Raw genomic sequence first — 15,923 nt, 5'->3', positions numbered from 1 at the left:
GTTTTCATCTTTCACCGCATCGCTCTGGCGGGCCTGGGGTAATCAGGCCATAGTTATCGGACGCTGTCTTCGAGGAAAAATAGAATGAGAATTGCCTGTTTGGGTTGGGGATCGCTTATCTGGAAATCCGGCGTGCTGCCGGTCGAGGGCGAATGGCATAAAGATGGGCCGCCTGTGCCGATAGAATTTTCCCGCATCAGCGACGGCGGCGAGCTGGCGACGGCTATCTGTATCAACGCCGATCCCGTTCCTGCGCTGTGGGCATGGCTGACGGTTGATGACCTCGCGACGGCGTGTGAACTGTTGAAAGCCCGCGAGGCCATTCCGGCACAGCGTAGCGACGGCATCGGCTCGCTGATAGTGACCGACAGGCCAGCAGGCGCGCTGGCTGAATGGGCGCACGACCGGCATATTGATGCGGTGATCTGGACGGCTCTGCCGCCGTGCTGCGATAAGATTGAAAGCCGTACGCCTTCTTTAGAGGCGGCGCTGGCCTATCTGGACAGCCTGACGGGCGAGACGCGGGAACATGCTAAAGATTATATCTGCCGGGTGCCGACGCAGATCGACACCGCTTACCGTCGGGCCATTGTAGAAAGCTTAGGCTGGACTGACTAAACGCCCGTCTTGTTGCACGTTATGCTTTTCCGGTAGCGTGTCGTGAGGTGACTTTACAGGGAGGTACGATGCGCAGGTTCTGGAAGCCCCTTTCTTACTTTATTACGCTTTTATTGGGCGGCGTGCTGACGCTGGCCTGCCTGGCGGCGCTGATGATTTACTCACGCGTTGCGCCTGCCGATGAGGCTTTTCAGCAGGCCTGTCCGCGCTTTACGCCGGAAGAGGTCCGCGAGGAATATATTCGGTCGTGGCTGCGTTCGGCTGGAGAAAATGAGCGGAAAGCGGCTATCGGCCTGGACAGCCTGAGTTTTAATACCGCCCCGACTTTCGGGAACAAGATGTGGTTCGGCAAGCTCCAGGTCAGCGGCAGCAAAGGCAATGATGAAGCTTACGTCATTCTGGACTGCCGTACGGGAATGTTCGATTATTCGGGAACTGAACTCTCCTCCGGACGGTGACTTTCTTTTCCACAGACGTAAAAAAACCCGCACGAGGCGGGTTTTTTGTCACTGTTATTATTTTCCACTTAACTGCTCAGGCTGCTGCCTTCATCGCTATCGTAAGTGTGGTAATAATATTTACAGTGCGACGACGTTTGCAGCTGAAGGGCCTTTAGCACCATTTTCGATGGTGAATTCTACCTTCTGGCCTTCGTCCAGCGTTTTGTAGTCATTACCCTGGATTGCAGAGAAATGTACAAATACGTCTTTGCTGCCGTCCTGCGGAGAAATGAAGCCGAAACCTTTATCCGCGTTAAACCATTTTACTAAACCAGTCATTTTACCAGACATCGATACTTCCTTAATTTTGAGCCACTTAAATTGGCGTGAAGGCCTGTTTCCAGAGCATAACTTATTGGGCACTTAGAAGAAGATCAGGAGGAAGGATATCGTTGGATAACGCTTGCGCTGAGGACTGCTTTACTAAAACTGCTTTCATAAGGTCTGTATTCCAAACCGATGACGCTATTAAGTCATGCCTGACTCAGTTAAGCAACGTTTATTTTTTATATTTTATTCGCGCCGGGTTTTTTGGCCGCCGGTTTAGAAACCAGCCAGCGCCAATACGCTATGATTTTACGCTATTGCGCTGGCCCGCTGCGGCAAAAAAGACGCTGGCGCTTTCGTCTGTTTTCATGCACTTAACTCAAATCCGCCTCCGGAGACGCGTTTAATGTTAAACGAAACTTACACTCGCTATAGCAGCCTGCAAAATAAGACCATCATCATCACCGGCGGCGCAAGCGGGATCGGCGCAGATCTGGTTGCGGCTTTCGCTCAGCAGCAGGGCAAGGTGCATTTTCTGGATATCGATCGCAGCGGCGAAGCGCTGGCAAAGCAGCTCGGCACAACTTTTCACTACTGCGATTTGCGTGACGGCGCGGCGTGTCGGGCGATTATTAACGATATCGCCAGCCAGGAAGGTGCGCTGGACGTGCTGATCAATAATGCCGCCAATGACGATCGCCACGATTTCTTTAGCGTGGAGCCGGCATACTGGCGCGATCGGCTGGCGGTGAATCTGGATCACCAGTTTTTCGCCAGCCAGGCGGCGGCGGAGATTATGCGCCGACAGGGATCGGGGAATATTCTACTGACCAGCTCAACCTCGTTTATGAGAGGCCGCCCCGGGATGGTCGGTTACACCACGGCCAAAGCCGCCGTTATCGGGCTGACCCAGACGCTGGCGCGTGAGCTGGGCCAGTACGGTATCCGGGTCAACTGTCTGGTACCCGGCGCAATCGCCACGCCCAGACAGCAGGCGCTGTGGCGCACGCCGGAAGCGCAGGCGGAAATTCAGGCCGCGCAGGCGCTGAAGATAGTGCTTCAGGGTCGCGACGTGGCCGCAATGGCGCTGTTTGTGGCCTCCGATGAGGCGCGAGGCTGCACCGGCGCGCAGTTTATGATCGACGCGGGTATCCGGCTCGCCTGACCTGGTCGGCGTCGCGGCTTCAGAAGCCGTCGCAGGCAGTCGAGGTTCGGCTACTCGTCTTTCTCAGGCAGGCGGCCACCGATAAACAGACGCGGCTACTCCTCCCTCTCAGGCAGGCGGCCACCGATAAACAGGCGCGGCTACTCTCCCTTCACAAGCAGGTGGGCACCGCTGAGCAGGCGCGGCTATTCCTCATCCTCAGCCAGAAAAGGCAGCAGCGTCGCCAGCACGTTTTCCGGCACCTCCTCCTGAGGCGAATGCCCGCACGGCAACGCCTCGCCGCTGACGCACAGGGCTTTTTCCTGCCATGTGGCGACCACGTCGTAAAGCTGGCCTACCGTGCCCTTCTCGCCCCACAGCAGCAGCAAAGGGCAACGGATACGTTGATCGCTGTCCGCCGCATCGTCTGCCAGGTCGATTGTCGCCGAGGCACGATAATCTTCGCAGACCGCGTGGATCATCGCAGGATCGCGGTAACAGCGCAGATAATCGGCGAAAATTTCCGGCTCCGTGGCGCCAGGCGTTTTCAGCTGTCCTTCAATATGCTTTTGCAGGAAAAAAGCCGGATCGTTGCCGATCATTTTTTCCGGCAGCGGCTCGGGCTGGATCAGGAAAAACCACCAGAAATAGCGGGTTGCAAACGCTTTGTCGGTCTGCGCATACATGGTTGCCGTCGGCGCAATATCGAGAAAAACGCAGCGCTCCACCCGATCAGGATAATCAAGCGCCAGCCGGTGTCCGACGCGGCCGCCGCGATCGTGGCCGACAAAAGCGAAACGGTCATAGCCCAGCGCGTCCATCAGCTGGGCCACATCCTGCGCCATCACTTTTTTGGAATAGCAGCGGTGATCGGCATCGCCTGGCGGTTTATCACTGTCGCCATAGCCGCGCAGATCCGGCATCACCACCGTGTAATGCTGGCTCAGCGCCGGCGCAATCTTCCGCCACGCCAGATGGTTCTGCGGATGTCCGTGCAGCAGCACCAGCGGCTTACCCTGCCCCATAACGGCAACGCGCAGCGTTATCCCGTTTGGCAGCTTTACGTCCTTAAGCGAGCAATCCGCAATAAACGGAGATGCGCCTCTTGCGGTTTCAACCTGTTGATCTGTTGCCATTTCACGCTCCCGTAATATCATCCCCTGTGTATAAGACGGCGTTTCTGTTTTCGGGCCGCCTTCTCGTCGGAAAGTTTAGCGTGCTTTTACAGCGCCAGAACTTTCCTGAAAGAGACGAAAATCACATTGCATTTCCGGATGCTGTCTATAATCAGTACAAAGTTTCGCCGCCTGGCTGAGTATGGCCTGCGGCGCGGCGACTTGTGCGGTTCAGTCTCCAGCCGCCTTTTCTTCTGCTCCTCACTGATTTTACCGCTTTCCCCCGTTCGCCAGCTTACGGCGGATATTGCCTTTTTTACGGCGTGGAAACGGTTTTCGGACCGATCGTAATCGGCCTGCACAGCTGCTATCCAGCCGTCGGCACCCTGACGCTGGCGGGAAAATATTCTCTTTTAAACGGTAAGGGAATTTTGCATGGCGCCATTTCGCAGTTTTTGGCAGGCGGGTTACGAAGGAGCCGATCACATTAATCCGCAGGGCCAGCGCCTGTCGATGAATGCGATTACCGACCACCTGACGCAGGCCCGACAGGATTATGCCCGGCTTAAACATTTTAATATTTCCACCGTGCGCGAAAGCGTCGGCTGGCGGCTCGCTGAAACGGCAAAGGGCTACGATTTTTCTTCCGTCGCGTTGCGAATGCAGGCCGCACGCGAACACGATATACAGATCTCCTGGACTCTGTGCCACTACGGCTGGCCTGAATACCTGAGCCTGTTTTCTTCCGAATTTATCAGCAGTTTCGCTGCATTTTGCGGCGCATTAGCGGAATTTCTGGCGCCGTTCTATGCAGGATCGGAAGCGCCGGTTTACGCGCCGATGAATGAGATTTCTTTCCTCAGTTGGGGTATCTCGGTCGGCCTGTTCGCCTGTGCGGGCGGCCCGGAAAATGACCGCGCGCTTGCCGCCAAGCGCCAGCTGGTGCGCGCCACGCTGGCCGCCTGTGACGCCATTCGCCTTGCCGATCCCCGCGCGCGCTTTCTGCACTGCGATCCCCTGATCCACGTTATCGCCGATGAAGAAAACGAAGCCTGTCGGCAGGCCGCCCGCAGCATAACTGAATCCCAATATCAGGCCTGGGATATGATCGCGGGCCGCTGCGAGCCCGAACTGGGCGGCGCGCCGCACTATCTGGATCTGATTGGCGTTAATTATTATCACGACAATCAGTGGGAAGCGTTTTCCGGCCGTCGGCTCTACTGGCATCTTGGCGACGCACGCCGCAAGCCGCTGCATGCGCTGCTGCATGCGCTGCATAATCGCTACCAGCGGCCGCTGCTGCTGGCCGAAACCAGCCATGTCGGCAGCGGGCGCGGCGCCTGGATCGCGGAGATCGGCTCGCAGCTTGCGCAGGCGCAGCTGGCTGGCGTCACCATCAGCGGCGCTTGCCTTTATCCGATTATCGATCGACCGCTTTGGGAAGACACCGCTTTCTGGACCCGCAGCGGCTTGTGGGATCTCGATCGGCAAGGCCCCGATCCCTGTGCACGCCAGCTCCAACACCCTTATGACCATGCTCTGCTCCTGGCGCAGCGTACGATGCGCCGTTTTCATTCCTTTATCACGTCGGCCAGGGAAGCCCGGGAGAATAATATGAAAATACCAGTCCTGATTGTTTTCAGTCATCTGCGTTGGGGATTCGTTTTTCAACGCCCTCAGCATCTGCTGACCCGCCTCGCGCAGCACTACCGCATCCTGTTTGTCGAAGAGCCGATTTATCAGGCGGGAGCGGAAGAGATCCATACCAGCAGTCCGGCGCCTAACGTGACGGTGGTGCAGCCGCATACCGACGTCAACGCGCCGGGTTTTCACGACAGCCAGATCGCGCCGCTTCAGCTTCTGCTCGCCACGCTGATTGATGAGGATGAGCAGCCGCTGATTTGGTTCTATACGCCTATGGCGCTGCCTCTGCTGACGGGCCTGAAGCCGCGCGCCATTATTTACGACTGCATGGATGAGCTGTCGGCGTTCGATCAGGCACCGCGCCAGCTCCAACAGCGTGAATCCGCGCTGATGAGCCGGGCCGATCTGGTGTTTACCGGTGGCACCAGCCTGTACGAGGCGAAAAAAAGCAAGCATCCCCACGTACACTGTTTCCCCAGCAGCGTAGACGCGGTGCATTTTGAGCAGGCGCTGGATCGCAGCAACGGCCATCCTTTGCAGGAAAATTTGCCGCCGCTGCGCCTGGGCTACTATGGCGTGATCGATGAGCGTCTGGATCTGCCGCTCATTGCGGCGCTGGCCGACAGCCATCCGGACTGGCAGATCGTTATGGTCGGGCCGGTGGTGAAAATCGATCCGGCTACGCTGCCGCAGCGCGGCAATATTCACTGGTTCGGGCAGCAGCCTTATCAGGCGCTGCCGCAGTTTCTCGCGGGCTGGGATGTCTGCCTGATGCCCTTCGCCCTGAACGCCTCCACGCGCTATATCAGCCCAACCAAAGTGCTGGAGTATATGGCGGCTCGTCTGCCTGTCGTCAGCACGGCTATCGCCGACGTGCAGCGACACTACGCGGGGCTGGTCGAAATTGCCGATAGTCACGCGGCCTTTATCCATGCCTGTGAAAAGATGCTGAAACTGACGCCGGACGCTCGCCAGATGCTCGCCGCGAAGATGCGCACCAAAGTGGCGGAGACTTCCTGGGATCGCACTGCAGATCGAATGCACGAGCTGATGACACAGGCTGTCGTCGCCCACTCCGCGCCGTCAGCCGTCGACGCAGCCGTTAAGGCACAGGATGTCGCCTGGCTTAACGTGCAGGCCGAAGAGGCAGAGAAGGTTCCCTGTTTGATTATCGGCGCCGGGCCGACCGGGCTGAGCGCGGGCTACCACTATGGCGAAGGCGCCGTGCTGCTGGAAAAAAACGCTGCGCCCGGCGGCTGGTGCCGCTCGGTCGAACACGCCGGTTTCACCTTCGATTACGCTGGCCATATTATGTTTTCCCAGGATCCCTACGTGCTGCAGCTTTATGAGATGCTGCTGGGCGATAACCTGCACTGGCAGGATCGGGAGGCCTGGGTTTACAGCGAGGGCGTGCACACCCGCTACCCTTTCCAGTCCGCGCTGCATGGGCTGCCGCCGGAGGTGATCAAAGAGTGCATCCTTGGCGCTATCGAAGCGCGCTATGGCGAGGCCGAAGCGCAGGCGGTGCCGCTTAACGCCGCGGCCGCCAGGGATTTGCGCCGCACGGAGAACCGTCTTAGCCACCGCGACTGCTGCGCGGATGGATCGGTGCCCGATGAAGCGTGCGCACTGACCGCCGGCAAACCGGAAAATTTTGAGCAGTTTATCCTGCATACGTGGGGAAAAGGCATCGCGCGTTATTTTGCGCTGCCCTACAACAACAAGCTGTGGAAGCTGCCGCTGAGCGAAATGGAAACCTCATGGCTCGGCGGCCGCGTGCCCTTACCGGATTTGGATCAGATTATCGACGGCGCGCTGAAGCCGCTGGCGAAGCCGGTCGGCCCAAACGCCCGCTTCGGCTATCCGCTGCGCGGCGGTTTTCAGGCGCTGATGTCCGGTTTTTTACCCCATCTGAAATGCAGGCTGGAAACCAATGCTGCTATCGTCAAGATCCTGCCGCAGGCGCGCACCGCGCTGCTGGCCGACGGGCGGGCCTTTCGCTATGAGCAGCTGATCAATACTATGCCGCTGCCGGAACTGATCGTTCTGATGGGCGATGAAGCGCCGCAAAACGTGCAGGCAGCCGCCAGGCATTTGCGTCATGTTTCAGTGCGCTGCGTCAACCTGGGCATCGGCCGCGCTAACCTTAGCGAGAAACACTGGATTTACTATCCGGGCGAGACGATCTTCCACCGCATTTTCCTGCAAGGCAACGCCAGTCCGTTTAATAACCCGAAAGATGGCTTTGGCCTGACCTGCGAGATCAGCTATTGCGCGGAGCACCCTTTGCCGCTGAAAGGCGACGCGCTGATAGCCCGCTGCGTGGAGGATTGTATTCGGGTTGGTATTATCCGCGCTGACGATCCCGTGATTACCGCCAGCGAGGTCGATATGCCTTACGCCTATGTGGTGTACGACCATCACCGCCAGGCGAACGTCGCGTTAATCCGCCAGTGGCTGCTGACCCAGGATATTCATCTGTCGGGTCGCTATAGCGAGTGGGAGTACTACAATTCGGATCACGCGTTCCTGGCCGGTAAACGCACGGCAGAGAACGTAAAAAGCGAGAGCGTCGCCACCAGCACGCTGGGTTAATCCGCTGCGGCTATAAAACTGCGGCCATAAAAAAACCCCGTATAAACGGGGTTTTTGCTGTTTAGTCTGCCCAGGCCTTGGCCCGGCGAGAATAATCAGAACGGGATATCGTCATCGAAATCCATTGGCGGCTCGTTGCCCGCCGGCGCGCTGTTCTGCTGCGGCTGTGGACGAGACTGCTGCTGCTGGCCGCCGCTGAACTGGTTGCCGCCCGCAGGCTGCTGCGGCTGGCCCCAGCCGTTGTTGTTGTTCTGACCCTGGCCGCCGCCAGCCGGTGCGCCGCCGCCCTGACGGCCGCCCAGCATCTGCATGGTGCCGCCAACGTTAACCACAACCTCGGTGGTGTACTTCTCCACGCCCGCCTGGTCGGTCCATTTACGGGTTTGCAGCGCCCCTTCGATATAAACCTGAGAGCCTTTGCGCAGGTATTCGCCCGCCACTTCCGCCAGCTTGCCGAACAGCACTACGCGGTGCCATTCCGTTTTCTCTTTGGTTTCGCCGGTCTGCTTGTCACGCCAGCTTTCGGACGTGGCCAGCGTAATGTTGGCAACGGCGCCGCCATTCGGCATATAGCGGACTTCCGGATCCTGACCCAGATTTCCCACCAGGATTACTTTATTTACGCCTCTGCTGGCCATGTTCGTCTCTCCGATAAATGTTCTTAGCTTAAGGATGAAATTCTAACACGCCCTACCCATAGATTATACCTTCGGATCCGGGTTTCAGAGGCGGATCGCAAAGGGTCGCTTTCAGGCGCAGCCTTTCGGCAGGCGGGGCGGGCAGGATCGCAAAATGCCCTGGCGCCGCCTGGCAATGCCAGGATCCCGTGGCGTATTATACAGCAAAGTACTGTATATCCATTCAGCTTTTTTTGTGCCATACTAACAGGCTTAATTCTGGCCGTGCCGGACAGGCATGGTGACGTCCGTGTTAATCCGGGAATTGTGAATGGATAAGATCGAAGTACGGGGTGCCCGCACCCATAATCTGAAGAATATCAACCTGATCATCCCGCGCGACAAACTGATCGTTGTCACCGGCCTGTCGGGTTCGGGTAAGTCCTCGCTGGCGTTTGATACGCTGTATGCCGAGGGGCAGCGCCGCTACGTGGAATCCCTTTCCGCCTATGCGCGTCAGTTCCTCTCGCTGATGGAAAAGCCGGATGTCGATCATATAGAAGGGCTGTCGCCAGCTATCTCGATCGAACAGAAATCAACCTCGCATAACCCACGCTCTACCGTCGGCACCATTACGGAAATCCACGACTACCTGCGCCTGCTGTTTGCTCGCGTGGGCGAACCGCGCTGCCCGGACCACGACGTCACGCTGGCGGCGCAGACGGTCAGCCAGATGGTGGATAACGTGCTGTCGGAGCCGGAAGGCCGCCGCCTGATGCTGCTCGCGCCTATTGTTAAAGAACGCAAGGGCGAGCACACCAAAACGCTGGAAAACCTGGCTTCACAGGGCTATATCCGCGCGCGCATCGACGGCGAGGTCTGCGATCTCTCCGATCCGCCGAAGCTGGAGCTGCAAAAGAAACACACCATCGAAGTAGTGGTGGATCGCTTCAAGGTGCGGGAAGATCTGAAACAGCGCCTGGCGGAATCTTTTGAGACGGCGCTGGAGCTTTCCGGCGGCACCGCCGTGATCGCCGATATGGACGACGCGCAGGCGGAAGAGCTGATCTTCTCCGCCAATTTCGCCTGTCCAATCTGCGGCTACAGCATGACGGAGCTGGAACCACGCCTGTTCTCGTTCAACAATCCGGCCGGCGCCTGCCCGACCTGCGACGGTCTGGGCGTACAGCAATATTTCGATCCGGATCGCGTGGTGCAAAACCCGGAGCTGTCGCTGGCAGGCGGCGCTATCCGTGGCTGGGATCGCCGTAACTTTTACTACTTCCAGATGCTGCGCTCGCTGGCCGAGCACCTGGATTTCGACATCGAAGCGCCGTTTGATTCGCTGAGCGACAAGGCTCGCAAAATCATCCTGTACGGCTCCGGCAAAGAGAGCATCGAGTTTAAATACATCAACGATCGCGGCGATACCTCCGTGCGTCGTCATCCGTTCGAAGGCGTGCTGCATAATATGGAGCGCCGTTACAAAGAGACGGAGTCCGCCGCAGTGCGCGAGGACCTGGCGAAGTTTATCAGCAACCGCGCCTGTGCGACCTGTGAAGGCACGCGTCTGCGCCGTGAGGCGCGCCACGTCTACGTTGAGAACACCACGCTGCCGACTATTTCGGATATGAGCATCGGCCATGCAATGGCGTTCTTCCAGAACATGAAGCTGAGCGGCCAGCGCGCCAAAATCGCCGAGAAAGTACTGAAAGAGATCGGCGATCGCCTGAAGTTTTTGGTTAACGTCGGCCTGAATTACCTGTCGATGTCCCGCTCTGCTGAAACGCTGTCGGGCGGCGAAGCACAGCGTATCCGTCTGGCGAGCCAGATCGGCGCCGGGCTGGTGGGCGTGATGTACGTGCTGGATGAGCCTTCTATCGGCCTGCACCAGCGCGATAACGAGCGCCTGCTGGAGACGCTGGTACACCTGCGCGATCTGGGCAACACCGTGATTGTGGTAGAGCATGATGAAGATGCGATCCGCGCTGCCGATCACGTGATTGATATCGGGCCGGGCGCGGGCGTGCACGGTGGCCAGGTGGTGGCGGAAGGCACCGTTGACGACATCATGGCGGTGAAGGAGTCGCTGACCGGACAGTACCTGAGCGGCGAGCGCGGTATTCAGGTGCCGGAAGAGCGCGTCAAAGCCGATGCCAGCAAAGTGCTGAAGCTGAGCGGCGCAAAAGGCAACAACCTGAAGGACGTAACGCTGACGCTGCCGGTTGGCCTGTTCAGCTGCATTACCGGCGTGTCCGGTTCCGGTAAGTCGACGCTGATCAACGATACGCTGTTCCCTATCGCGCAGCGCCAGCTGAACGGCGCCACCATCGCCGAGGCGGCGCCCTACCGCGAAATTACCGGCATGGAGCATTTCGATAAGGTTATCGATATCGACCAAAGCCCGATCGGGCGTACGCCGCGCTCCAACCCGGCCACCTATACCGGCATCTTTACGCCGGTGCGCGAACTGTTTGCGGGCGTGCCAGAGTCGCGCACGCGCGGCTATACGCCGGGCCGCTTCAGCTTTAACGTACGCGGCGGACGCTGCGAAGCCTGTCAGGGCGACGGCGTGATTAAGGTGGAAATGCACTTCCTGCCGGATATCTACGTGCCGTGCGACCAGTGTAAGGGCAAGCGCTATAACCGCGAGACGCTGGAGATTAAATACAAAGGCAAAAGCATTCACCAGGTGCTGGAGATGACTATCGAAGAAGCGCGCGAGTTCTTCGATGCGGTGCCTGCGCTGGCGCGTAAGCTACAAACGCTGATGGACGTGGGCCTTTCCTATATCCGTCTGGGGCAGTCGGCCACCACGCTTTCCGGCGGCGAGGCGCAGCGCGTCAAGCTGGCCCGCGAGCTGTCGAAGCGCGGCACCGGTCAGACGCTCTACATCCTGGATGAGCCGACCACCGGCCTGCACTTTGCCGATATCCAGCAGCTGCTGGCCGTGCTGCACCAGCTGCGCGATCAGGGCAATACCATCGTGGTGATTGAGCACAACCTGGACGTGATCAAAACGGCTGACTGGATTGTCGATCTCGGCCCGGAAGGCGGCAGCGGCGGCGGCGAGATCCTGGTCTCCGGCACGCCGGAAACGGTGGCGGAGTGCAAAGAGTCGCATACCGCACGCTTCCTTAAACCGCTACTGGCAAAGAAATAGTTTGCCACGAAGGCGCGAGTCGTTAACGGCTCGCGCCTTTTTTCCCTCTGCACTGCCGTTATCGCTTCCGCCATTTTCTTCCGCGTCTGCAATAAAACTTTCTTATTAGCGCCTGTTTTTTGTCATTTTCCCCTAAAACTTGCAGGATCAGGCAAGATTTAAACAGGTTCCGGCATACCCCTGCGCGGAACGGGCCACTATCCTTAATGAGCCGTGAGGCACACGCCATTCCATTATCAGGAGAGTCCATGAATATTACCCATGCTTATGCCGCTAAAAGCGCCGATGCGAAGCTTGCGCCTTTTGAATTCCAGCCGCGCGAACTGCGTGAGCACGACGTACAGATTGAAATTCTTTACTGCGGCGTCTGCCATTCCGATTTACACCAGGCCCGCAACGAGTGGAAAAACACCATTTTTCCCGTCGTACCGGGACATGAAATCGTAGGTCGCGTGACCGCCGTCGGCGGCCATACGCACAAGTATAAAATCGGCGATTTAGTCGGCGTCGGCTGTCTGGTTGATTCCTGCCGCACCTGCGACAGCTGTAAAGAAGACCTGGAGCAGTATTGCGAAAACGGCTTTACCGGCACCTATAACGGTGAAGATCGCGAAACCGGCGACATCACCTACGGCGGCTACTCAACGCAGATCGTCGTCAATGAAGACTTCGTGCTGCGCGTGCCGGAGAATCTGGATCCCGCAGGCGCCGCGCCGCTGCTGTGCGCCGGCATCACCACCTATTCGCCGCTGAGCCACTGGGGCGCAGGCCCGGGCAAAAAAGTCGGTATCGTCGGCCTGGGCGGTCTGGGCCATATGGGCGTGAAAATCGCACACGCGATGGGCGCGCACGTCGTGCTGTTCACCACCTCGCCTTCTAAGGTAGAAGATGGCAAACGCCTGGGCGCGGATGAAGTGGTGATTTCTAAAGATCCTGAGCAGATGGCACAGCACGCCAACAGCTTTGATTTTATCCTGAATACCGTGGCGGCTCCGCACGATTTGAACCCGTTTATCACGCTGCTGCGTCGCGACGGCAACATGACGCTGGTTGGCGCGCCGGAACACGATCATCCATCACCGCAGGTGTTTAACCTGATTTTCAAACGCCGCAGCATCGCCGGTTCGCTGATTGGCGGCATCAAAGAAACGCAGGAAATGCTGGATTTCTGCGGCAAGCACAACATCACCTCGGATATCGAGATGATCAAAATGGACGAAATCAACGAAGCCTACGAACGTATGCTGAAAAGCGACGTGAAGTACCGTTTTGTGATTGATATCGCCACGCTGCGCGGATAAACGTTCTTCAGGCATCCTGAAGCCCGATGGGTATCAGGGTGCCTGAGCCGCGTCTTCTTTCACTACGCCGTTCGCGTAGCCAGCGCCTGCTGAAGCGAGGCGTCGATCAGATAGTAAATCTGCGAATCCTTCAGCGAGCCATCCAGCAGCACGGTGCTCCAGTGCGTTTTATTCAGATGCGCGGCGGGCACCACATCGCTGTGCTTTTCCCGCAGTAAATCCGCCAGCGCGGGCGTCGTTTTCAGCGTTACCGCAGGACGACCGTCCACTTCATGTACCATCGCAAACAGCACGTCGTCCACTTTTATCTGGGTCGCTTTCCAGTCGTTATGCACGACCTGCTCCGCGCCCGGCTTGTCCATGCAGTAAGAAAGTAAATCCGATACGTTCATGTCATTCCCCCTGTAGCGTGGCGATAATACGGCGGCTGCCGCCGTGATTGCGATGCTCGCCCAGCCAGATGCCTTGCCAGGTGCCCAGCAGCAGCTTGCCACGGCTCACCGGCAGCGTCAGCGACACGCCCAGCGACGAAGATTTTATATGCGCAGGCATATCGTCCGCGCCTTCGTAATCATGCTCATAGTTCGCCTTTTCCGGTACCTGCCGCAAAAAATGGTTTTCCATGTCGCTTCTCACCGTGGGATCGCAATTTTCATTCAGCGTCAGCGAGGCGGAAGTATGCTGAAGCAGCAGATGCAGCAGGCCGACCTGCACATCGCCAAGCCGCCGCAGCTCCTGGACGATCTCGTCCGTTACCAGGTGAAAGCCGCGGGATTTGGGATCCAGGGTGATTGTCTGCTGATACCACATCGTTATGCTCCTTAGCTGAATACGTTCCGTTAAGTGTGCAGCATGATGGGAAAAGGTAAACCTGCGGGGAGAAAAAAGAGTGAAAAAGGCCGGACGGGCGTCCGGCCACAGCGGCTTACATGACCGCAGCGAAGGCTTCGGCAACCTGATGCACGTTTTCGTTGTTCAGGCCCGCCACGCACATACGGCCGCTGGCAATCAGATAGATGCCGAACTCGTCACGCAGGCGATCGACCTGTGCCGCGCTCAGACCGGTGTAGCTAAACATGCCGCGCTGCTTCAGCAGGTAATCGAAGTTTTTTCCCGGCACCGCCGTAGTCAGCACGTCCACCAGCGCCTGACGCATGGTGGAAATGCGCACGCGCATCGCCTCGACTTCCGCCAGCCACTGCGCTTTCAGCGCCGCGTCGTTCAGCACGCAGGCCACCACCTGAGCGCCAAAGTTTGGCGGGCTGGAATAGTTGCGGCGCACGGTGGCCTTCAGCTGGCCCAGCACGCGGGAAGCTTCTTCCGCATCTTCACAGACCACGGAAAGACCGCCGACGCGCTCGCCGTACAGCGAGAAGATTTTTGAGAAAGAGTTGCTGACCAGCGCCGGTAGACCTGCGGCGGCAATCGCGCGGATCGCATAGGCGTCTTCTTCCATGCCTTCGCCAAAGCCCTGATAGGCAATATCCAGGAAGGGGATCAGATCGCGCTCTTTCAGTACCGCCGTCACGCTGTCCCACTGCTGGTTAGTCAGATCGGCGCCGGTCGGATTATGGCAGCAGGGATGCAGCAGCACGATGCTCTGCGGCGGCAGCGTCTTCAGCGTGGCGATCAGCTCTTCGAACTTCACGCCGTTGGTCGCATCGTCGTACCACGGATAGGTGTTTACCTGGAAACCCGCGCCGGAAAAGATCGCAATATGGTTTTCCCAGGTTGGGTTACTGACCCAGACCTGAGAGCCGGGAAAATACGCCTTGAGGAAATCCGCACCGACCTTCAGCGCGCCGGAGCCGCCAACGGTCTGGATGGTGGCGATACGCCCGGCCTGCAACATTGGATGCGCCTGACCAAACAGCAGCGGCGCAACCGCGCTGCGGTAGGACGGCAGCCCTTCCATCGGCAGATAGAGAGAAGCATCGTGCGCCTGCGCGTTCAGACGCGCTTCCGCTGCGGCTACCGCCTTCAGCTGAGGAATAACGCCCTGGCCGTCGTAATACAGCCCGATGCTCAGGTTAACCTTGTGGGGGCGCGTATCCTGCTTGTAGGTTTCCATCAGGGAAAGGATCGGATCGCCAGCATAGGCATCAACGTTTTGAAACACGGTGCAAATCTCCATTAATTAGTTGGTCGGGCGCTGTGGCGCTCGCGGCCTTGCGCGACAAAGGGCGCCGCACCTGGTTCAGACAGCGTAACGGCCAGGGCGGTGGTTCATGGCGATAATCAGGTTAAGGATCGCCGCGCCCGCAACCGAGGCCGCCAGCATCGGCAGCGGCACCACAAACAGCGAGGCCAGTACCACGCAGGTATCGACCGCCATCTGTAATTTTCCGGCACGGATACCGTAACGATCCTGTAGCCATAACGCCAGAATATTCACGCCGCCCAGGCTGGCCTTATGGCGGAACAGTACTATAAACCCAATCCCCATAATGACGTTACCGAACAGCGTGGCGTAAAAGGGATCCAGCGCGGAAAAATGGATAAAAAGCGTATGCAGATGGGTAAACAGCGACACCAGGCCGACGGCGCTGAAGGTTTTAAGGGTAAACGCCCAGCCCATGCGCTTTACCGCCAGCCAGTAAAAAGGCAGGTTGATCAGGAAAAAAGCGAGGCCGAAAGAAGCGTGCGTCAGATAGCTAAGCAGAAAAGCGATACCTGCGGTGCTGCCGGTCAGGGCGCCTGCGCTTTTTAACAGCATTACGCCAAACGAGACCATCAGCGTTCCAAACAGCAGCGCCAGCGCATCTTCGATAAAGGTATGGGGGACTTTAACAGGCTGAACGACGTTATCCATAAGGTTGATTCTCTGAGAAATAAACGCTGACTCAGCAAGAATCGCACCACTCTTTTGCCATTCGGGTGATGGCGAGACAAGTGATTGACTGGAAAGAATTAACCTTGTGCGCATTTACGGGGTAAAAGCATCAATATATGCATGAAT

At 58.0% G+C, this 15,923-nt stretch carries 13 protein-coding genes; 6 read left to right on the top strand and 7 right to left on the bottom strand.

Annotated features, from left to right (window positions below):
- Positions 1-84: 84 nt before the first annotated feature.
- Positions 85-618 (top strand): hypothetical protein, encoded by a 534-nt coding sequence (locus QCD69_RS11565; RefSeq protein ID WP_301252103.1) that lies wholly within the window; start codon positions 85-87, stop codon positions 616-618.
- Positions 619-686: 68 nt separating this feature from the next.
- The gene (locus QCD69_RS11560; protein WP_301252102.1) at positions 687-1,076 is read left to right on the top strand and encodes a hypothetical protein; all 390 of its coding nucleotides are present in this window, start codon (positions 687-689) and stop codon (positions 1,074-1,076) included.
- Between the two features lie 120 nt (positions 1,077-1,196).
- On the opposite strand, the gene cspE is transcribed toward QCD69_RS11560, so the two are convergent.
- On the bottom strand, positions 1,197-1,409 hold the full coding sequence (gene cspE, locus QCD69_RS11555; protein WP_125290184.1) for a transcription antiterminator/RNA stability regulator CspE: 213 nt from the start codon (positions 1,407-1,409) through the stop codon (positions 1,197-1,199).
- Between the two features lie 382 nt (positions 1,410-1,791).
- Between cspE and QCD69_RS11550 the strand changes: the two genes are divergently transcribed.
- A complete protein-coding gene (locus QCD69_RS11550; RefSeq protein WP_253456167.1) occupies positions 1,792-2,550 on the top strand; it encodes an SDR family NAD(P)-dependent oxidoreductase in 759 nt (252 codons plus the stop codon).
- Positions 2,551-2,735: 185 nt separating this feature from the next.
- Here the strand turns inward: QCD69_RS11550 and QCD69_RS11545 are convergent, their stop codons facing one another.
- Positions 2,736-3,665: an alpha/beta fold hydrolase gene (locus QCD69_RS11545; protein ID WP_301252101.1), complete on the bottom strand. Its 930-nt coding sequence runs from the start codon at positions 3,663-3,665 to the stop codon at positions 2,736-2,738.
- 414 nt (positions 3,666-4,079) lie between these two features.
- Between QCD69_RS11545 and QCD69_RS11540 the strand changes: the two genes are divergently transcribed.
- Positions 4,080-7,883: an NAD(P)-binding protein gene (locus tag QCD69_RS11540; RefSeq protein ID WP_301252100.1), complete on the top strand. Its 3,804-nt coding sequence runs from the start codon at positions 4,080-4,082 to the stop codon at positions 7,881-7,883.
- Positions 7,884-7,978: 95 nt separating this feature from the next.
- On the opposite strand, the gene QCD69_RS11535 is transcribed toward QCD69_RS11540, so the two are convergent.
- A complete protein-coding gene (locus tag QCD69_RS11535; protein WP_253456176.1) occupies positions 7,979-8,521 on the bottom strand; it encodes a single-stranded DNA-binding protein in 543 nt (180 codons plus the stop codon).
- A 310-nt stretch (positions 8,522-8,831) separates the two neighbouring features.
- Here QCD69_RS11535 and uvrA point away from each other — a divergent pair, with 310 nt between their 5' ends.
- Positions 8,832-11,663, top strand: a complete 2,832-nt coding sequence (uvrA, locus tag QCD69_RS11530; RefSeq protein WP_253456179.1) for an excinuclease ABC subunit UvrA — start codon at positions 8,832-8,834, stop codon at positions 11,661-11,663.
- Positions 11,664-11,911: 248 nt separating this feature from the next.
- Positions 11,912-12,964 (top strand): NAD(P)-dependent alcohol dehydrogenase, encoded by a 1,053-nt coding sequence (locus QCD69_RS11525; RefSeq protein ID WP_125290177.1) that lies wholly within the window; start codon positions 11,912-11,914, stop codon positions 12,962-12,964.
- Between the two features lie 62 nt (positions 12,965-13,026).
- Here QCD69_RS11525 and QCD69_RS11520 read toward each other — a convergent pair whose 3' ends face one another.
- From QCD69_RS11520 to QCD69_RS11505, 4 genes are all read right to left on the bottom strand, one after another.
- On the bottom strand, positions 13,027-13,356 hold the full coding sequence (locus QCD69_RS11520) for an MmcQ/YjbR family DNA-binding protein (RefSeq protein WP_301252097.1): 330 nt from the start codon (positions 13,354-13,356) through the stop codon (positions 13,027-13,029).
- Between the two features lies 1 nt (position 13,357).
- Complete coding sequence (locus tag QCD69_RS11515) at positions 13,358-13,774, bottom strand: secondary thiamine-phosphate synthase enzyme YjbQ (RefSeq protein WP_301252096.1); 417 nt, start codon at positions 13,772-13,774, stop codon at positions 13,358-13,360.
- A gap of 115 nt (positions 13,775-13,889) precedes the next feature.
- The gene (locus QCD69_RS11510; RefSeq protein ID WP_253456185.1) at positions 13,890-15,083 is read right to left on the bottom strand and encodes an amino acid aminotransferase; all 1,194 of its coding nucleotides are present in this window, start codon (positions 15,081-15,083) and stop codon (positions 13,890-13,892) included.
- Between the two features lie 78 nt (positions 15,084-15,161).
- Positions 15,162-15,776 carry a YitT family protein gene (locus QCD69_RS11505; protein WP_125290174.1) on the bottom strand — a complete coding sequence of 205 codons (615 nt, stop codon included), beginning with the start codon at positions 15,774-15,776 and terminating at the stop codon, positions 15,162-15,164.
- Positions 15,777-15,923 lie beyond the last annotated feature (147 nt).

The organism is Erwinia sp. PsM31 (assembly GCF_030433775.1).
In the GTDB taxonomy this organism is placed as follows: Bacteria; Pseudomonadota; Gammaproteobacteria; order Enterobacterales; family Enterobacteriaceae; genus Erwinia; species Erwinia aeris.
This window is presented reverse-complemented; position numbering and strand designations above follow the sequence as displayed.